This window comes from Paenibacillus illinoisensis NBRC 15959 (genome assembly GCF_004000925.1).
Classification (GTDB): domain Bacteria; phylum Bacillota; class Bacilli; order Paenibacillales; family Paenibacillaceae; genus Paenibacillus; species Paenibacillus illinoisensis.
The window spans coordinates 40,835-57,778 of record NZ_BIME01000003.1 but is presented as its reverse complement, the minus strand read 5'-3'; the positions used below and the strand labels follow the sequence as shown (position 1 = coordinate 57,778).

The window sequence follows — 16,944 nt, the reverse complement described above, 5'->3', positions numbered from 1 at the left end:
AGAAAGAAGTCAGTCATAGAACCCTGGAAAGATCAATCCAAACCATTTGGATCTGGTGCTTCTAGGGTTTTTCTTTTGCCAGATTTCCTCTAATGGTTATGTAAGTTGAAATCCATCCTCCGCGAAGTGATTAAAATTTCCAATTTATCTCTCTATTTTATACAATGGAAATTATAAGTCAATTTGGAAAATGCGTATATAGGTACCCGGGAGGACGATTGCAGTTATGTTGAGAATGCTGAAAAAGATGGACGGTGTTATTCTTTTTGTATTGTTTTTGCTGATGATCGCAAGTGTGTTTGCCATTTATAGTGGTACGCAGACGGATGCCACTTTGGCCAAGCATCATATCAAAACCTTGCTATTTTATATCTTAGGATTTGTCGCAGTAGTGGGCATCGGACTAGTGAATTACAAAATGTATGTGAAATATGCTTTTTATCTGTATGCCTTAGGAATCGTTCTGCTTGTTCTCGTCAACTTTGTGGGCGGACCTATCAATAATGCCAATGGCTGGATCAAGCTTGGGGAAAATCTTTCGTTTCAACCTGCGGAGTTGTTCAAGATGATTCTGATCCTGTTTCTTGCACATTTGCTTGTGAAGCGTCAGAGAAACACGCTAGGTTTCTGGAGGGATATTATTCCCATCGGATGTTGGGCGTTTGTTCCGTTTGCACTCGTCATGATTCAAAATGATTTGGGCAACGCGCTGGGTTACGTCGTCATCTTGGCTGCGGTATTATGGATCGGTAATATCAAGCTAAAACATGCAATCATTGGCCTTGTTATTGTAGCTGTCACTTTCTTTGGTTTCGTCAAAGCCTACACGACGTATCATGATGAAATCTTTACCTTTCTCGAAAAGATAGGCCGTGAACACTGGGCGGAACGGATAGATCCCTGGCTCGTACCGGAAAAGGCCACATCCAAGGCGACGTGGCACACCAAAAATGCCGGCTTGGCTATAGGCTCAGGAGGCATTGTCGGTAAAGGGTATTTGCAGGGAACTTCCGTCCAAAGTGGACGCGTGCCGTATACCTATTCGGATTCCATCTTTGTCGTTATCGCTGAGGAATTCGGTTTTGTGGGGGCGTCGGTGCTGTTACTGCTGTACTTCATTCTGATTCACCGAATGGTTCTGATCGGTATGGAGTGCAAGGATCGGGCGGGGCCAGTCATTATTGTAGGCATTATTGGCATGCTGTTATACCAAGTGTTTGAAAACATAGGTGCGTTCCTCGGACTGATGCCACTAACAGGGATTACCCTTCCGTTCATCAGTTATGGCGGGACTTCATTGCTCATTAATATGGCTTGTATCGGACTGGTCATGAGCATTAAATTATATGGAGATGAAGAGGAAGATGACCTGCTGCTTGGAGAGCAGAAGCCTGGTTTGCCAGACCGGTTACTGCATTTGCTGAGAAAAGAAAAGAGCGCGTTGTAATCATCGAATAGGGTTATGTATTAACAGTTGGGTTCCATAGGTCTCTTAAGCATGGCTGATGCACACCTGTAACAGGTGTGGTCAGCCTTTTCTTAATTCCGCTCAACCACGTTAAAATAAGAGAATGAATTTGCTAGATTTATGATTTTTGCTAGGTTTACTTCTGTCTCTTCCGGGCATACTGATAGACATGAGAGAGTTGCAGGGAACATGATCACGGGAGCCGAGGGGGAGAACGGGATGAGCAGAAGAACAGTGAAACAAATTGGACTTATTATCGTTTGTCTTATGATGATTATTATGATGTGGGAAGGTCAGAAGACGGATGCAGCTGTAGCCGCTACAGCAATTCCGGAGCAATCCATCCGTTTGCGGATTCTAGCGAATTCGGATGCTCCAGGGGACCAACTGGTGAAACGCGAGATTCGGGATGCTGTGGTTGCGCAGATGAGTGAGTGGGTTACAGAGCTGGATAATCCGCAAAGTCTGGATGAAGCACGCCATGTCATTCGTGAGCATTTGTCTGAAATCGAAGATCGGGTGGGAGAAGAGCTGGCCAGCCGTGGATTGGACTATCCATACCAAGTGGAGCTTGGTGTCGTACCGTTCCCTACCAAACTATATGGAGGCACGGTATATCCCGCAGGTGATTATGAAGCAGTGCGTATAACACTGGGAGAAGGAAAGGGTCAGAATTGGTGGTGTGTGCTGTTTCCGCCGCTATGCTTCATTGATGCAAGCACAGGGGATGCGCTGGCGAATCCGTCTACGGTATCTGCAGCGGCTGCTACTGAGCCTGGAGATGCTGAAGCATCTGTCCAGGGAGCAACACCGGAAGCGCGTTTTTTCCTGGTGGATCTGGCGGTTAAACTATGGGATTGGGTAGCGGGGTTGTTTGCATAATATCGTGAGAATGATAGGGAAGGGCAACTTCGATACAGGAAGCTGCCCTTTTGCCCCATTTTTCAATGAATGGCTGTCATGCTTAAGGGATGGGGTTTATAAGAGAGCTAGCGAGCCCGTTCTTAGGTTGAACAGATATGCTATAATTATAGGTATTCGAAATGTAAGCAAGACAGCTACCGTCAAGGTCGAGGCCCCGCGGTTACTAACCTATTGAAGTTTAGGGATGATGGATATATGAGTAGAGAACAAGACCAATACCAATACACAGGAAACAAAGATTCGGGCAACCCAGAAGGATTGCTTACCTCGGTGTGGGATGTCAGAGCATTGATGAGTGAGAAACAGCCGCATGTTGTGGGTAATTTGGTTATGGGTGAACCTGAGGGACAGGGATCTGATGAGAAAAAAAAGAGCGCCTATCAGCAGGCGCTCGCTGACTTGCAGGCTGCCGCTGCCTGCATTCGTCAAGGCCAGACCGTTGCGTTTCCGACAGAGACGGTATACGGTTTGGGCGCGGATGCGCGCAGTACAGCCGCGGTAGAGGCTATATTTGAAGCCAAAGGCCGCCCGTCTGACAATCCGCTTATTGTGCATATCGCACATCGCGATCAGCTGGATTCACTGGTTACGGAAGTGAATGAGGCGGCAGAAGCGCTGATTGAGGCCTTTTGGCCAGGTCCGCTCACCATTGTGCTGCCTGTTAAGCCAGGCGCCGTATCCCCGCGGGTTACGGCTGGCTTGGATACGGTGGGTGTCCGCATGCCGGATCACCCGGTTGCTCTGCAGCTGCTCGCAGCAGCGGCGTGCCCGGTGGCTGCGCCAAGTGCTAACCGCTCCGGGCGGCCAAGCCCGACGCTCGCTTCACATGTAAGCGAGGATCTGGCTGGCCGCATCGGCGGCATCGTGGACGGCGGCCCCACGGGTGTGGGCGTCGAGTCCACGGTGGTGCAGGTCGGTGACGACGGTACCGTCACCATCCTGCGCCCTGGCGGCATTACGGCGGAACAGTTGTCCGCCGTTGCCGCCCGTGTCGCCACGGACCCGGCGATTCTCGCGGGTGGGTCCGAAGGCGAAGGCAGCCCGGCGCCGCGCTCGCCGGGCATGAAGTACACGCACTATGCGCCCACAGGGTCGCTGTGCGTGGTAGAGGGGCCGCCGCCAGCCGTGGCGGCCTGGATCAGCGCCGCCCTCGCGGAGGCGGCGCAGCGCGGAGAGCGCACCGCGGTGCTGGCGTTCGCCGAGCACGCGGAGCAGTACCGCGCCGATGCCGTATTCTCGCTGGGCGATGCCAGCGAGCTTGAAGAAGCAGCGCGCCGGCTGTACGCCGCGCTGCGCAGCTGCGATGAGCAGGGCGCCACATACATTGTGGCTGAAGCCTGCTCACGCGAAGGGCTGGGAGCAGCCGTCATGAATCGGCTGCTCAAGGCTGCTGGTCACCAACTTATACAGGTTGGGGACCAGTAGCACCATGACCGGAGCTGACGACGTCTCTCCGGTCCACCTGATCGGCAGGCCGTGGCAGCAGGCACCACCAACCACGGCCTGCCGATTAGACCAATCCTCTTTTGACACGCCTGCCTGCATCTCTCTGACTATTCATTCTCTATCTCCCGTCATGTTTGTGTCCTTGTCCGCATATCGTGTACAAGAACCTTTACGTGACTTGGGGGTATGGGAATGTGGGATGTGTCTGCCCATCTGGGGCAGTTGGTAACCATTTTGATTATGGCCGTCGCCCTTGGGCTGGATGCCTTCTCGCTGGGTATTGGGATCGGCATGAAAGGCATTCGTTTGCGTGATGTGCTGCGAATCAGTTTTGTCACGGCCCTGTTCCATGTGATCATGCCGCTGATCGGTATGTACACGGGGAAATACGTCAGTTCACTTCTTGGGGACATCACGACGTATGCTGCAGGCGGATTGCTCGTTCTGCTTGGGGGTCACATGATTCTGAATGCATTTCGTGAAGGTGACACCAAGCTGGTGGACCATCGCTCCATGCTAGGTGTGATCTTATTTTCACTCAGTGTGAGTGTGGATTCGTTTTCCGTTGGGGTATCCCTCGGCATGTTTAGCAGTGATCTGGTACTGACGGTACTTGCCTTTGGTGCATGCGGTGGAATCATGTCCGTCATGGGTCTGCTGCTGGGAAGACGAGTGAGCCAGAACCTTGGTGATTATGGTGAAGCGATTGGCGGAGCCATCCTGCTTGCGTTTGGACTGTTGTTTATTTTTTAATAGTCATAGAGCGGAGCAGTGCAGTGCAGCCATTGTGCAGTCATAACGATATCCTTTAAATTTTCATCATTTAAAATTAAAATATTGCATCATTCGACAACATTTGCGAAATGGGGAGGCTATCACAATGAAACATATTTTGTTTGTATGTACAGGGAATACGTGCCGCAGCCCCATGGCGGAGGGGCTTTTGCGCAAGCTGGCAGCAGAACGGAGCATTCAGGTAGAGGTTCGTTCTGCAGGTGTGGCGGCAGCATCGGGAATGCCAATTTCCCGTCATGCCGAAGCTGTATTAAGAGATCACCAGGCGGAAGGGCCTGGTCATTCCACACAGCTTAACGCGAGCCTGATTGGCTGGGCAGATTTGGTCCTTACGTTAACGCGAAGCCATAAACAGCATGTCATGCAGGTTTTTCCGGATTCGGTACACAAGACGTACACGCTGAAAGAGTATGTGGAGAATGATAATCAGGTTCTGAATGATCTTCAGGAACTGGACAGCCTGTTCGCCACACTGGAACTGAAGCGTGCACTCGGTCAGGAGATTCTGGCATCAGAGCGTGAGCGCGTGATCGAGATTCGGCAGCGTATTCCAAGCTTTGATATATCTGACCCGTTTGGCGGCAGTCGTGATGATTACAATATCGCCGCTGCGGAGATCAGAACTGCACTGGATCGCCTTCTGGACAAGTTGGGATAAACCGGGATTGTGCAGGTCATAGTAATGGGACAATGAAGATTGAATTTTCAAATTTATTTTTATATGCAAAAACGAACATGTAGTGTAAATTACCCGTTGATTTTAAGCGTGGGTTGTTTTATGATGAAGGGGAAAACAGGGATCCGGTGTAACTGGCGACGAAGTGGGCACAACCACAATGGAGCACCGGAACAAACGGCCGGTCGCCTGGGCAAAAGAGCAATTCTGCGATACCCGCAGACTGCTCTTTTTTTCGTCTTTCATCTGATTATTCGCTATAATAGTACCTGAGATGCCGTGCATGAATACAAGAGCGGGCTGCCGTGAGGAAGTCAGGCATGATTTTATCGGGAGGCGATAGGATGACTATTGAGTTAGATTCGGAACAACCCGGATTGCAGGAACAGACCGCATCCATTCTGCGTGAACTGGCACTTGCCGGAAAGCTTGGACCTGGACAGATTGTTGTGATCGGTACAAGCACAAGCGAGGTTGCAGGCCAGAAGATCGGTACGAGTGGTGCCGTTGATGTAGCACAGCAGCTTCTTGCAGGGATCCGCGAGGTACAGCAGGAATTCGGTTTCGAGCCTGTGTTCCAGTGCTGTGAACACTTGAATCGCGCACTGGTGATGGAGCGTTCATTGCTCACACGTCTTGGTTTGACCGAAGTGGGTGCCGTACCGGTTCCCAAGGCAGGTGGTTCCATGGCATCCGCAGCATATCGTTCACTGAGTGATCCTTGCCTGGCTGAACATGTGCAGGCTCATGCGGGAGTGGATATCGGGGAAACGATGATTGGCATGCACTTGCGGCATGTGGCAGTTCCTTTCCGTACAGCGCTCCGCTACATCGGGGAAGCCCGTGTGACGACAGCCTTGACCCGTCCGAAGCTGATTGGCGGCGAACGTGCGGTGTATCAGATGGAAGAGCAACCAGATTCGACATTTTGCGACTAAATCTTCAACCTACTATAAAGCGAAATTAATGTTTACACGAAAACGGAGAGTGCAGGACAAATCTGGAGAAACGAAGTGCTCGCCTTTATCACCGGATTTCCCCTTTAGAGGGGGATTCAAAAAAATCTGGGGATAACAGCGATCGGAAGATTGTGCTGCATTCGGAGTGGCGAGTGTAACCTTTCAATTTTGCTTTAAACTTCACTAATATACTGGGAGGAATTTAAACATGGAACAATTGCGTAAGAATGACCCTGCAGTACTTGAAGCGATGAATTTGGAGTTGAAACGCCAACAGAACAACATTGAGCTGATTGCATCCGAGAACATCGTAAGTGAAGCGGTAATTGAGGCACTTGGATCTGTACTGACGAACAAGTACGCTGAAGGATACCCAGGCAAACGTTATTATGGTGGCTGCGAGCATGTGGATGTTGTGGAAGATATCGCACGTGACCGCGCGAAGGAACTGTTTGGAGCTGAGCACGTAAACGTACAGCCTCACTCCGGAGCACAAGCAAATATGGCAGTTTACCTTGCCGCATTGAAACCTGGTGACACGGTACTGGGTATGAATCTTGCCCATGGTGGACACTTGACTCACGGTAGCCCGGTGAATGCATCTGGTTTGCTCTACAATTTCGTGGCCTATGGCGTACAGGAAGATACTTTCCTGATCGATTACGATGAAGTGCGCAAAGCAGCGTTCAAGCACCGTCCTCGTCTGATTGTAGCCGGCGCAAGTGCCTACCCGCGTACGATTGATTTCGAAAAACTCGCTTCCATCGCAAACGATGTAGGTGCATTGTTCATGGTGGACATGGCCCACATTGCAGGACTGGTTGCTGCTGGATTGCATCCGAGCCCGGTTCCACATGCCCATTTCGTAACAACGACAACACACAAAACGCTGCGCGGACCTCGTGGCGGTATGATCCTGTGCCGCAAATCCTGGGCAGCTGCAATTGATAAAGCCGTATTCCCAGGTTCCCAAGGTGGACCTTTGATGCACGTTATTGCTTCCAAAGCGGTGGCATTGGGTGAGGCCCTGCAGCCTTCGTTCAAAACTTATGCACAAAACGTAGTGAAGAATGCTCAGGTTTTGGCGGAAACACTGATTGCCGAAGGATTGAACATTGTATCCGGCGGTACAGACAACCACTTGATGCTGATCGACACGCGCAGCGTGAACATCACAGGTAAGGAAGCTGAGCATGTGCTTGATTCCATCGGTATTACCGTGAACAAAAATGCAATTCCATTTGATCCGACCAGCCCGTTTGTAACGAGCGGCATTCGTATTGGTACACCGGCAGCTACTTCCCGTGGCATGAACGAAGAAGCCATGGTTGCTATTGGTAAAATCATTGCCAAAACATTGAAAAATCCTAAAGATACAGCGAAACTGGATGAGGCCCGCGCGGAAGTAACGGCTTTGACAGACCAATTCCCGCTGTACACAGATCTGAAATACTAGTCCATCTACACATGGAATTATTGTACAACTAGAGCAAAAAGGACCGGAACATGCCAAGTTTCCGGTCCTATTTTTATAGTATTTGGTTTTCTGTAATGATTACATGTCCTTTGATGGTGTAATTCGGTGTAGGTGATGATATAATATACAGGATTTATCGGGCCTATGAATGATGATTAGGCATTATTGGAAATGCTGAACATGAAGAACTTACCGGAGGGACAAATTAGATGGGAAAATTAGTAATATGTGATCACCCCTTGATTCAACACAAACTGACGTTTATACGCGACATGCGTACGAATACGAAAGATTTCCGCGAATTGGTGGATGAAGTGGCTACGCTGATGGCGTACGAGATTACAAGAGAGATTCCGCTCGAGTCTATTGATGTGCAAACACCAGTAGCTGAAACACAAGGAAAAGTCATCTCTGGACGTATGCTTGGTCTGGTACCAATCCTGCGCGCAGGTCTGGGTATGCTGGATGGCGTTGTTAAACTGCTTCCTGCGGCAAAAGTAGGACATGTTGGTCTGTTCCGTGACCCGGAAACACTGCAACCTGTTGAATACTACACGAAGCTGCCTACGGACGTTACGGAGCGTGAGCTGATTGTTATCGACCCTATGCTGGCAACTGGCGGATCTGCCATTGCTGCGATTGACGTGCTCAAAAAACGCGGCTGCACCCAAATCAAAATGATGAACCTTGTGGCAGCGCCTGAAGGTGTAAAAGCAGTTCAGGACGCGCACCCGGATGTGGACATCTACGTGGCTGCACTGGATGATCGTCTGGATGATCACGGTTATATCGTTCCCGGATTGGGAGATGCAGGAGACCGTCTGTACGGCACTAAATAAGCATGCTGCATGCTGAATAGAAAAGGGGCTTTGTTTGAATGTCCAAGAAAATTAAAGTTATGACGATATTCGGAGTTCGTCCGGAAGCCATCAAGATGGCTCCGCTTATTTTGGAACTTCAGAAACATCCCGAATCTATCGAATCCATCGTCTGTGTGACCGCACAACATCGTCAAATGCTGGATCAGGTTCTTGAAGTGTTTAACATTAAACCGGACTATGATCTGGACGTGATGAAAGATCGCCAAACGCTGAATGAAATCACGATTCGTGTGCTTGGTGGCCTGGAGCCAGTACTGCGCGAAGCAAAACCCGATATCGTGCTTGTTCACGGCGATACGCTGACTACGTTTGTAGCCAGCTATGCAGCGTTTTTGCAGCAGATTCAGGTGGGCCATGTGGAAGCAGGCCTTCGTACGTGGAACAAGCTGTCTCCGTATCCGGAGGAAATGAACCGCCAGTTAACCGGTGTGCTTGCAGACATGCATTTTGCACCGACGGATTGGTCGTTCTCCAACCTTGCCAAAGAAAATAAACCGGAGTCTAGTACCTATGTCACAGGCAACACGGTAACAGATGTGTTTCAATATACAGTACGGCAGGATTACACACATCCGGTACTTGAATGGGCACAGGGCAAACGTCTTGTGCTGATGACAGCTCACCGCCGTGAATCCCAAGGCGAGCCTCACCGCAACATTTTCCAGGCCGTCAAACGGATTGCCGACGAGTTCGAAGATATTGCCATCGTGTACCCGGTGCATCCAAGTCCTGCTGTGAAGGAGCCGGCTCACGCGATTTTGGGGAATCACCCCCGTATTCAATTAATTGATCCACTAGACGTGGTGGATTTGCATAACTTTTATCCGCATACTCACTTGATTTTGACCGATTCAGGCGGTTTGCAGGAAGAAGCGCCTTCGTTTGGTGTGCCCGTGCTGGTTCTGCGGGATACAACGGAGCGCCCGGAAGGCATCGAGGCTGGAACGTTGGAACTGGTGGGTACGGATGAGGAACGTGTTTATGAACGGACCAAAGCTCTGCTTACGGATGAAACGCTGTATGCAAGCATGAGTCAAGCTGCCAATCCATACGGTGATGGACATGCATCGGAAAGAATTGTCAATGCGATTTTGCACCATTTTGGCGTAAATAGTGAGCGTCCGGAATCATTTCACAGAAAATTCAAAAAATAATTCGTTTTTTCTGACTTAATCATAAAGGGTACAGCATACAGTTAAACTGTACGGTTTACGCGGGTTTATGGGCTCCCGGGGGCCTGTAAACCCGTCGTTTTACCCTTTAAAACGCTAAAATCAATCAATTGACAAAGGCTCTCATCATTCAGTAAAATTAACTGGGATTGCAAGGGTGGCGTGGAAAATGGCCGATTCGAACAAACCAAATTCATCCCGTAACCATGACAACAATGTATGGAAAGCGATGGGGCTCGTGACAGCTTTTGGGATCGAGATTGCCGTTCTCGCTGTTGCCGGATATTACGCTGGCTCCTGGTTGGACAAGACCGTTGGAGGTAACGGAATATGGATCGCCGTAAGCGTTCTCTTTTTTCTGGCGGCAGGTGGCGTGAGCATCTACTTTATCGCGAAAAAATTCATGGGGGAAAGTGATGAGTGAACTAACCAGATACCGCAGATGGATGACTGTTTCCGTCATGTACTTTCTTATGATTTGTTTTCTCGCAGCGGCCTTTATGCCACGTGTGGAGACAATTGCTTTGGGACTGGCCCTGGGTACAGGAATTAGCTGGATCAATGCATTTTACCTGGGCTACAAAGTAAGGAAAATGTCTGATGATGCGGCAGAAGGTAACTTGAAGCGTGTGAACCTGGGATTTTTGACAAGAGCGGCACTCGCTGTGCTCGGTATATACATATCGATGCGCTTTCCGCAGTATTTCAATACATATGCGGTTGCAGGCGGTCTGGTCATTGCGCAATTTTCCTTACTGATTATAGGGATCGTCTATTCCCGCAGAGCAGAATGATGTTAGGTGCTGCAGCTTTCAAGTCGAGAAAGGGGTGAGAAAAATATGCATGAAGCTCCAATTATTATGCTTGGCGGATTTCGACTGGATCTATCGGTTGTGTTGATGTTGGTCGTTACAGGTGCCCTCGTTTTTATTTTCGCTGTCCTGGCTACACGGAGATTGTCCGTTGAAAACCCCGGCAAGCTGCAAAATTTTATGGAGTGGGCAGTCGAATTCGTCCGCAATCTGATCTCCAGTACGATGGATATGAAGAAAGGGAAACATTTTATCTCTCTCGCTCTTTCCATGATTATGTTTATCTTTGTCGGTAACATGCTGGGTCTTCCGTTCCAGGCAGTTACTGAAGTTACGGAGGTCAGCCAGGCACAGGTGTTCAATCAGCCGATTGTTACAGCGGTCGATGCGTTTGAAGAGGCGCATGCCAAAGATCCTGAAGCACATCCACACGTTGAGCTGGCTTGGTGGAAATCACCTACCGCTGACTTGTCGGTAACGATGGGACTAGCACTTGTTGCGTTCATGGTATCTCATGGACTCGGATTGTTCCGCAACACGAGAGGTTATCTCAAGCACTACCTTCAGCCATTCGCCTTGTTCTTGCCCATCAACTTGATTGAAACGGCATCCAAGCTGCTGACACACGGTATGCGTCTATTCGCGAATATCTTCGCGGGTGAGGTACTGATCGCAACGATCCTGAAGCTGACCACGTTTAAAGTGTTTGGCGCAATAGCTGCCATTCCTTTGCTGATGGTGTGGCAAGGCTTTAGTATCTTTATCGGCGCGATCCAGGCATTTGTTTTTGTAATCTTGATGATGGTGTACATTTCACAGAGCATCGAGACGCACGACGAACATTAAGTTCCAAGCCCTACGAAGATTTCTTCACCAGGCTGAACAATAAAAAATTTGATTTATAATTTTAAGGAGGATATACAAATGGGAGCAATGGCATTAATCGCAGCAGCAATTGTTGCAGGACTGGGCGCGTTTGGCGCAGGTATCGGTAACGGTATGGTAATCAGCAAGACAGTAGAAGGAATTGCCCGTCAACCGGAAGCAAAATCCACTCTTCAAACAACAATGTTTATCGGGGTAGGTCTGATCGAGGTATTGCCGATCATCGGTGTGGTACTCGCGTTCATGTTCTACGGTGCGGCTTAATTAAATTGATAAGGTTTGGCGGGGAAGGCCATAGCCATCCGCGCCTTCTTTTTAGGTAATGTCCGTTCATGCGGATGAACGTTTCAAGGATACCTCCAGGAAGGAGTGAACAGATTGAGTTTCGTATGGGAAAATACGCTTCTTGCGATTATCGCATTTGCAATTTTATATTGGCTGCTTAGCCGTTATGCTTTCGGTCCTTTGTTCTCCATCATGGAAAAACGTCGCGAACTCGTGCTGACGCAGATGAATGAGGCTGCTCAGACTCGGGAACAGGCCATTGCCTATGTGGAGGAACAAAAACAAGCTCTGGAGCAAGCGCGCAAGGAAGCTCACGACATCATTGAACAGTCCAAACAAACGGGCGGCAAACAGGCTGAGTCAATTCTGGCTGACGCAAAAGCTGAAGCTAATCGTCTGAAAGACGATGCGGTACGTGAAATTGAAAGCGAGAAGAACAAAGCGGTTGCAGCGCTTCGCAGCGAACTGGGTACAGCTTCCGTTCAGATTGCTTCCAAATTGATCAAAAAAGAAGTTGAGAACGGTCCAGCACAAGAAGAGCTTGTGAACCAATACCTCAATGAGGTAGGGGGCCGACAATGAGCCGCGATACGATTGTTGCCAAGCGTTATGCGAAAGCATTGTTCGAAGTTGCTCTCCAGCAGCAGCAGGTACTTGAAGTTGAACAGGAACTGCGTGCGGTTGTCAGCGGATTGACTGGGGATGCCGAGATCATCAAGTTCATCGTATCTCCAAACATCTCTGATGAAGCCAAGCGGAACGTGCTTCATGCGAGCCTTGAAGGCAAAGTGTCCGAACCTGTTCTGCGTACGGTTCTGCTCCTGATTGAGCGTGGCCGTGTTGAACTGCTGGAAGCTCTTTTGAGTGATTATCTGAAGATCGAGGGCGACTCGCTCGGCATTGCCGATGCTCGCGTTTACTCGACTTATGCATTGAATGATGAAGAAAAAGAAGCGGTAGCCCGTGAATTCGGAGGCCGTGTGAATAAAAAGATCCGTATCGAGAACATTGTCGATTCGACTCTGCTGGGCGGATTGAAAGTCGCCATTGGCGATACGATCTATGACGGCAGCTTGGCTGGCAAGCTCGAACGTCTTGAGCAGTCTTTTAACAGACGAGTACAGTAGATTGGGGTGAGGACACTTGAGTATCAAACCAGAAGAAATCAGTACATTAATTAAGAGCCAAATCGAACAATACAAGACCGATATCGATGTAGTCGAAGTCGGGACGGTTATCGAGGTTGGTGATGGTATTGCTCGTGTATACGGACTTGAGAACGTCATGTCCAACGAGTTGGTTGAATTCCCAAGCGGTGTAATGGGACTCGCCATGAACGTGGAAGAGAGTAATGTCGGTGTCGTTATCCTGGGACCTTACTATGATATTCGTGAAGGCGACCAAGTAAAACGTACTGGCCAAATCATGCAAGTGCCGGTTGGCGAAGCATTGATTGGACGTGTTGTGAACCCGCTCGGTATTCCTGTCGATGGCAAAGGGCCAATCGCGACAACGGAATTCCGTCCGGTTGAAGGTAAAGCACCAGGCGTAATGGATCGTAAATCCGTTCATGAGCCGATGCAAACAGGTATCAAAGCCATTGATGCCATGGTACCAATCGGTCGCGGACAACGTGAGTTGATCATCGGTGACCGTCAAACAGGTAAAACCTCGATCGCAATTGATGCGATTCTGAACCAAAAAGGCAGCGGCATGAAGTGTATCTATGTGGCTATCGGTCAGAAACAATCTACAGTTGCACAAGTTGTGGAAACTCTTCGTCGTAAAGGCGCAATGGAGTACACGATCGTTGTAACTGCAGCTGCTTCCGATCCATCACCACTCTTGTACATCGCACCGTATTCCGGTTGTTCGATGGGTGAGTACTTCATGTACAAAGGGGAGCACGTTCTCGTTATCTATGATGACTTGACTAAACAAGCTTCTGCTTACCGTGAGCTTTCCTTGCTGCTTCGTCGTCCTCCAGGCCGTGAGGCATATCCGGGTGACGTCTTCTACTTGCACTCCCGTTTGCTGGAGCGTGCTGCGAAGCTGAATGATGAACTTGGTGGTGGTTCTTTAACCGCACTTCCGTTTATTGAAACACAAGCTTCCGACGTATCTGCTTACATCCCGACGAACGTAATCTCCATCACGGACGGACAAATCTTTCTGGAAGCCGACTTGTTCAATGCTGGACAACGCCCGGCGATCAACGTAGGTATCTCCGTATCCCGTGTCGGTGGTTCTGCTCAGATCAAAGCGATGAAAAAGGTTGCAGGTTCCCTGCGTCTCGACCTCGCTCAATATCGTGAGCTTCAAGCGTTCTCCCAGTTCGGTTCCGATCTGGATAAAGCCACTCAGGCCCGCCTGAATCGTGGTGCTCGCATGATGGAAATCCTGAAGCAGGGTGTAAACCAGCCTCTGCCTGTTGAACAACAGGTTGTCAGCTTGTATACAGCGGTTAAAGGGTTCCTGGATGAAATCCCAACAGGTGATGTGACTCGCTTTGAACACGAATTCCTAGCGTTCATGGAGAGCAACCATCCGGAGATTCTCGGGTCCATCCGTGATACAAAAGAATTGACTGCAGACAACGAAAATGCACTGAAAGGTGCAATCGAGAAGTTCAGAAAGAGCTTCGCTGTCTCTGTCTAAATAGATGATTGCAGCTGCGGAGTTGTTTAACCGATTCCGCATGTCTGCATGTAAAACTTTGATGCTTTCAAAGTAAGATAATGCTTACGAAGTAGTTTTGACTACGTCAAAACTTGAAGGTGGTGAAATCATGGCAAAAGGCATGCGCGAAATTAAGCGGCAAATTAAAAGCGTACAAAGCACCAAGCAAATCACCAAAGCAATGGAGATGGTTGCAGCTGCAAAACTGCGTAAAGCGCAGGAAAAAGCTGAGGCAGCCCGTCCGTATTCGGAGAAACTGAAAGAAGTTGTGGCTAGTATTGCGTCAAGCACGCAAGGGATCCAGCATCCGATGCTCGAGAGCCGTCCGGTCAAAAAGACAGCTTACCTGATCATTACATCGGACCGCGGTCTTGCGGGTGGATACAATGCGAACGTTTTGCGTCAGGTCAATCTGACGCTCAAAGAGCGCCATAACTCCCAAGATGACTACGAGTTGTTTGTTATTGGGCGTAAAGGACGCGATTACTTCAGACGGCGCGAAATTGCGATGGCATCCGTTACAACGGATCTATCCGATTCACCAGCATTTGCAGACATCAAATCTATTGCACACGAGGCTGTTCAAGGATTTGAGTTGGCTAAATTTGATGAATTGTACATTTGTTATAACCGCTTTGTGAATGCGTTGACCCAGATTCCTACGGTAGAAAAACTTCTTCCAATGGAAACACCTGAGGTAACTGCTGCGGAAGGACCGACGGCGAGCTACGAATACGAGCCTTCAGCTGAAGCTGTACTGGAAGTTTTGCTACCGCGTTATGCGGAAACGCTAATCTATGGTGCACTTCTGAACGGTAAGGCGAGTGAGCTGGGGGCGAAAATGACGGCAATGGGTAATGCAACCAAAAATGCATCCAAACTCATTAACGATTTGTCATTGACATACAACCGTGCCCGTCAAGCGGCTATCACGCAGGAGATTACGGAAATTGTGGCAGGTGCCAACGCAGCACAAGGCTAACCGTTTTTTATTTAATGAAGGCTTGCACTGCAAAGATAAACGAACGGAACTTTATTTTTGTCAAAGTAGCAGGCTTGTAGGAGGGGAACGTTAAGATGAACAAAGGACGCGTTGTGAGCATCATGGGTCCGGTTGTTGACGTCGAGTTTGAACGCGGCGGTCTGCCGGAAATCCTCAATGCCATTACGATCACTACAGTAACCGAAAGCGGCGTAAGTGTAAGTCTTACACTCGAAGCTTCGAAACATCTGGGTGACAACCGGGTACGTTGTATCGCGATGTCCTCCACGGACGGTCTCGTACGTGGTATGGAAGCAGTAGATACAGGAGCTCCAATCTCTGTACCTGTTGGGGAAGCGACACTGGGTCGTGTATTTAACGTACTCGGCGAAGCAATTGATACTGGCGGTACTGTTGCAGCTGAACATAAAAACCCGATTCACCGCTCTGCTCCTGCATTCGATGAACTGACGACTCAAGCTGAAATGCTGGAGACAGGTATCAAAGTTATCGACTTGCTGGCTCCTTACGCCAAAGGTGGTAAAATCGGTTTGTTCGGTGGTGCCGGTGTAGGTAAAACCGTTACAATTCAAGAATTGATCAACAACATTGCGCAAGAGCACGGTGGTATCTCCGTATTCGCGGGTGTTGGTGAGCGTACACGTGAAGGTAACGACTTGTATCACGAGATGAGTGATTCCGGCGTTATCAACAAAACAGCAATGGTCTTCGGACAAATGAACGAGCCTCCAGGCGCACGTCTTCGTGTAGCCCTCACAGGTCTGACGATGGCGGAATATTTCCGTGATGAAGAAGGCCGTGACGTGTTGCTCTTTATCGATAACATCTTCCGTTTCACCCAAGCGGGTTCAGAAGTATCTGCCTTGCTCGGACGTATGCCTTCCGCGGTAGGTTACCAGCCTACGCTGGCAACAGAAATGGGTCAATTGCAAGAGCGTATCACTTCCACGAAAAAAGGATCGGTTACATCCATCCAGGCGATCTACGTACCTGCGGATGACTATACGGATCCGGCTCCTGCAACAACGTTTGCTCACTTGGATGCAACAACGAACCTGGAGCGTAAAATTTCCGAGATGGGTATCTACCCTGCGGTAGATCCACTTGCATCCAGCTCCCGGATCTTGGCACCAGAAGTTGTAGGTGAAGAACACTATAGCGTAGCACAAGGCGTTAAACGCATCTTGGCGCGTTATAATGAGCTGCAGGATATCATTGCGATCCTGGGTATGGACGAGCTGAGTGAAGAAGACAGAGCGCTCGTTTACCGTGCTCGTAAAATCCAACGTTTCTTGTCCCAGCCTTTCCACGTTGCTGAAGCATTTAACGGTATTCCGGGTAAATACGTTCCGGTTAAAGAAACAGTGCGCAGCTTTAAAGAGATTCTCGAAGGCAAGCATGACGATCTGCCGGAAGCAGCATTCCTCTTCGTGGGTACGATTGAAGAGGCAGTGGAGAAAGCTAAAACACTGGTATAATCTG

At 49.3% G+C, this 16,944-nt stretch carries 19 protein-coding genes and 1 riboswitch; all 19 genes read left to right on the top strand.

Annotated elements, in window-relative coordinates:
- Positions 1–226 precede the first annotated feature (226 nt).
- The 19 genes from PIL01S_RS08975 (at position 227) to atpD (ending at position 16,940) form a co-directional block, all read left to right on the top strand.
- A complete protein-coding gene (locus tag PIL01S_RS08975; RefSeq protein ID WP_127537252.1) occupies positions 227–1,447 on the top strand; it encodes an FtsW/RodA/SpoVE family cell cycle protein in 1,221 nt (406 codons plus the stop codon).
- 240 nt (positions 1,448–1,687) lie between these two features.
- Positions 1,688–2,350, top strand: a complete 663-nt coding sequence (gene spoIIR / locus PIL01S_RS08970) for a stage II sporulation protein R (protein WP_127537251.1) — start codon at positions 1,688–1,690, stop codon at positions 2,348–2,350.
- Positions 2,351–2,587: 237 nt separating this feature from the next.
- Positions 2,588–3,817 (top strand): L-threonylcarbamoyladenylate synthase, encoded by a 1,230-nt coding sequence (locus tag PIL01S_RS08965; RefSeq protein ID WP_127537250.1) that lies wholly within the window; start codon positions 2,588–2,590, stop codon positions 3,815–3,817.
- A gap of 4 nt (positions 3,818–3,821) precedes the next feature.
- Complete coding sequence (locus PIL01S_RS08960; protein WP_127537249.1) at positions 3,822–4,067, top strand: hypothetical protein; 246 nt, start codon at positions 3,822–3,824, stop codon at positions 4,065–4,067.
- Positions 4,031–4,591: a manganese efflux pump MntP gene (locus PIL01S_RS08955; protein WP_127537248.1), complete on the top strand. Its 561-nt coding sequence runs from the start codon at positions 4,031–4,033 to the stop codon at positions 4,589–4,591. Before PIL01S_RS08960 ends, PIL01S_RS08955 begins: the two co-directional genes overlap by 37 nt.
- A 127-nt stretch (positions 4,592–4,718) precedes the next feature.
- Positions 4,719–5,291 (top strand): low molecular weight protein arginine phosphatase, encoded by a 573-nt coding sequence (locus PIL01S_RS08950; RefSeq protein ID WP_127537247.1) that lies wholly within the window; start codon positions 4,719–4,721, stop codon positions 5,289–5,291.
- A gap of 138 nt (positions 5,292–5,429) precedes the next feature.
- Positions 5,430–5,511, top strand: a riboswitch (ZMP/ZTP riboswitch).
- A gap of 142 nt (positions 5,512–5,653) precedes the next feature.
- Entirely contained in the window at positions 5,654–6,247 is a 594-nt protein-coding gene (locus PIL01S_RS08945; protein ID WP_127537246.1) for a TIGR01440 family protein, read from the top strand.
- A 229-nt stretch (positions 6,248–6,476) separates the two neighbouring features.
- On the top strand, positions 6,477–7,724 hold the full coding sequence (locus PIL01S_RS08940; RefSeq protein WP_095291213.1) for a serine hydroxymethyltransferase: 1,248 nt from the start codon (positions 6,477–6,479) through the stop codon (positions 7,722–7,724).
- 230 nt (positions 7,725–7,954) lie between these two features.
- Complete coding sequence (gene upp, locus PIL01S_RS08935; RefSeq protein WP_127537245.1) at positions 7,955–8,584, top strand: uracil phosphoribosyltransferase; 630 nt, start codon at positions 7,955–7,957, stop codon at positions 8,582–8,584.
- A gap of 38 nt (positions 8,585–8,622) precedes the next feature.
- Positions 8,623–9,780: a non-hydrolyzing UDP-N-acetylglucosamine 2-epimerase gene (wecB, locus tag PIL01S_RS08930; protein WP_127537244.1), complete on the top strand. Its 1,158-nt coding sequence runs from the start codon at positions 8,623–8,625 to the stop codon at positions 9,778–9,780.
- 187 nt (positions 9,781–9,967) lie between these two features.
- Positions 9,968–10,222, top strand: coding sequence for an AtpZ/AtpI family protein (locus tag PIL01S_RS08925; protein ID WP_127537243.1), 255 nt, complete (start codon positions 9,968–9,970; stop codon positions 10,220–10,222).
- Complete coding sequence (locus tag PIL01S_RS08920) at positions 10,215–10,592, top strand: ATP synthase subunit I (protein WP_127537242.1); 378 nt, start codon at positions 10,215–10,217, stop codon at positions 10,590–10,592. Before PIL01S_RS08925 ends, PIL01S_RS08920 begins: the two co-directional genes overlap by 8 nt.
- A gap of 45 nt (positions 10,593–10,637) precedes the next feature.
- Entirely contained in the window at positions 10,638–11,456 is an 819-nt protein-coding gene (gene atpB, locus PIL01S_RS08915; protein ID WP_127537241.1) for a F0F1 ATP synthase subunit A, read from the top strand.
- Between the two features lie 78 nt (positions 11,457–11,534).
- On the top strand, positions 11,535–11,759 hold the full coding sequence (gene atpE, locus PIL01S_RS08910) for a F0F1 ATP synthase subunit C (RefSeq protein ID WP_090922866.1): 225 nt from the start codon (positions 11,535–11,537) through the stop codon (positions 11,757–11,759).
- Between the two features lie 114 nt (positions 11,760–11,873).
- On the top strand, positions 11,874–12,362 hold the full coding sequence (gene atpF, locus PIL01S_RS08905; RefSeq protein ID WP_095291225.1) for a F0F1 ATP synthase subunit B: 489 nt from the start codon (positions 11,874–11,876) through the stop codon (positions 12,360–12,362).
- Complete coding sequence (locus PIL01S_RS08900) at positions 12,359–12,907, top strand: F0F1 ATP synthase subunit delta (RefSeq protein WP_095291227.1); 549 nt, start codon at positions 12,359–12,361, stop codon at positions 12,905–12,907. Before atpF ends, PIL01S_RS08900 begins: the two co-directional genes overlap by 4 nt.
- Before the next feature lie 16 nt (positions 12,908–12,923).
- Complete coding sequence (atpA, locus tag PIL01S_RS08895) at positions 12,924–14,438, top strand: F0F1 ATP synthase subunit alpha (RefSeq protein ID WP_095291229.1); 1,515 nt, start codon at positions 12,924–12,926, stop codon at positions 14,436–14,438.
- A 130-nt stretch (positions 14,439–14,568) separates the two neighbouring features.
- Positions 14,569–15,441: an ATP synthase F1 subunit gamma gene (gene atpG, locus PIL01S_RS08890; RefSeq protein ID WP_095359963.1), complete on the top strand. Its 873-nt coding sequence runs from the start codon at positions 14,569–14,571 to the stop codon at positions 15,439–15,441.
- A 95-nt stretch (positions 15,442–15,536) separates the two neighbouring features.
- Positions 15,537–16,940 (top strand): F0F1 ATP synthase subunit beta, encoded by a 1,404-nt coding sequence (atpD, locus tag PIL01S_RS08885; RefSeq protein WP_127537240.1) that lies wholly within the window; start codon positions 15,537–15,539, stop codon positions 16,938–16,940.
- Positions 16,941–16,944: the final 4 nt, after the last annotated feature.

Bases quoted from the DNA above. Each gene is read 5' to 3' on its own strand.
- PIL01S_RS08950 (WP_127537247.1), top strand. From the start codon at position 4,719: ATGAAACATATTTTGTTTGTATGTACAGGGAATACGTGCCGCAGCCCC.
- PIL01S_RS08900 (WP_095291227.1), top strand. From the start codon at position 12,359: ATGAGCCGCGATACGATTGTTGCCAAGCGTTATGCGAAAGCATTGTTC.
- PIL01S_RS08920 (WP_127537242.1), top strand. From the start codon at position 10,215: ATGAGTGAACTAACCAGATACCGCAGATGGATGACTGTTTCCGTCATG.
- atpD (WP_127537240.1), top strand. From the start codon at position 15,537: ATGAACAAAGGACGCGTTGTGAGCATCATGGGTCCGGTTGTTGACGTC.
- PIL01S_RS08955 (WP_127537248.1), top strand. From the start codon at position 4,031: ATGTGGGATGTGTCTGCCCATCTGGGGCAGTTGGTAACCATTTTGATT.
- spoIIR (WP_127537251.1), top strand. From the start codon at position 1,688: ATGAGCAGAAGAACAGTGAAACAAATTGGACTTATTATCGTTTGTCTT.
- wecB (WP_127537244.1), top strand. From the start codon at position 8,623: ATGTCCAAGAAAATTAAAGTTATGACGATATTCGGAGTTCGTCCGGAA.
- PIL01S_RS08965 (WP_127537250.1), top strand. From the start codon at position 2,588: ATGAGTAGAGAACAAGACCAATACCAATACACAGGAAACAAAGATTCG.
- atpE (WP_090922866.1), top strand. From the start codon at position 11,535: ATGGGAGCAATGGCATTAATCGCAGCAGCAATTGTTGCAGGACTGGGC.
- PIL01S_RS08925 (WP_127537243.1), top strand. From the start codon at position 9,968: ATGGCCGATTCGAACAAACCAAATTCATCCCGTAACCATGACAACAAT.
- PIL01S_RS08960 (WP_127537249.1), top strand. From the start codon at position 3,822: ATGACCGGAGCTGACGACGTCTCTCCGGTCCACCTGATCGGCAGGCCG.
- PIL01S_RS08940 (WP_095291213.1), top strand. From the start codon at position 6,477: ATGGAACAATTGCGTAAGAATGACCCTGCAGTACTTGAAGCGATGAAT.
- PIL01S_RS08975 (WP_127537252.1), top strand. From the start codon at position 227: ATGTTGAGAATGCTGAAAAAGATGGACGGTGTTATTCTTTTTGTATTG.
- atpB (WP_127537241.1), top strand. From the start codon at position 10,638: ATGCATGAAGCTCCAATTATTATGCTTGGCGGATTTCGACTGGATCTA.
- atpG (WP_095359963.1), top strand. From the start codon at position 14,569: ATGGCAAAAGGCATGCGCGAAATTAAGCGGCAAATTAAAAGCGTACAA.
- PIL01S_RS08945 (WP_127537246.1), top strand. From the start codon at position 5,654: ATGACTATTGAGTTAGATTCGGAACAACCCGGATTGCAGGAACAGACC.
- upp (WP_127537245.1), top strand. From the start codon at position 7,955: ATGGGAAAATTAGTAATATGTGATCACCCCTTGATTCAACACAAACTG.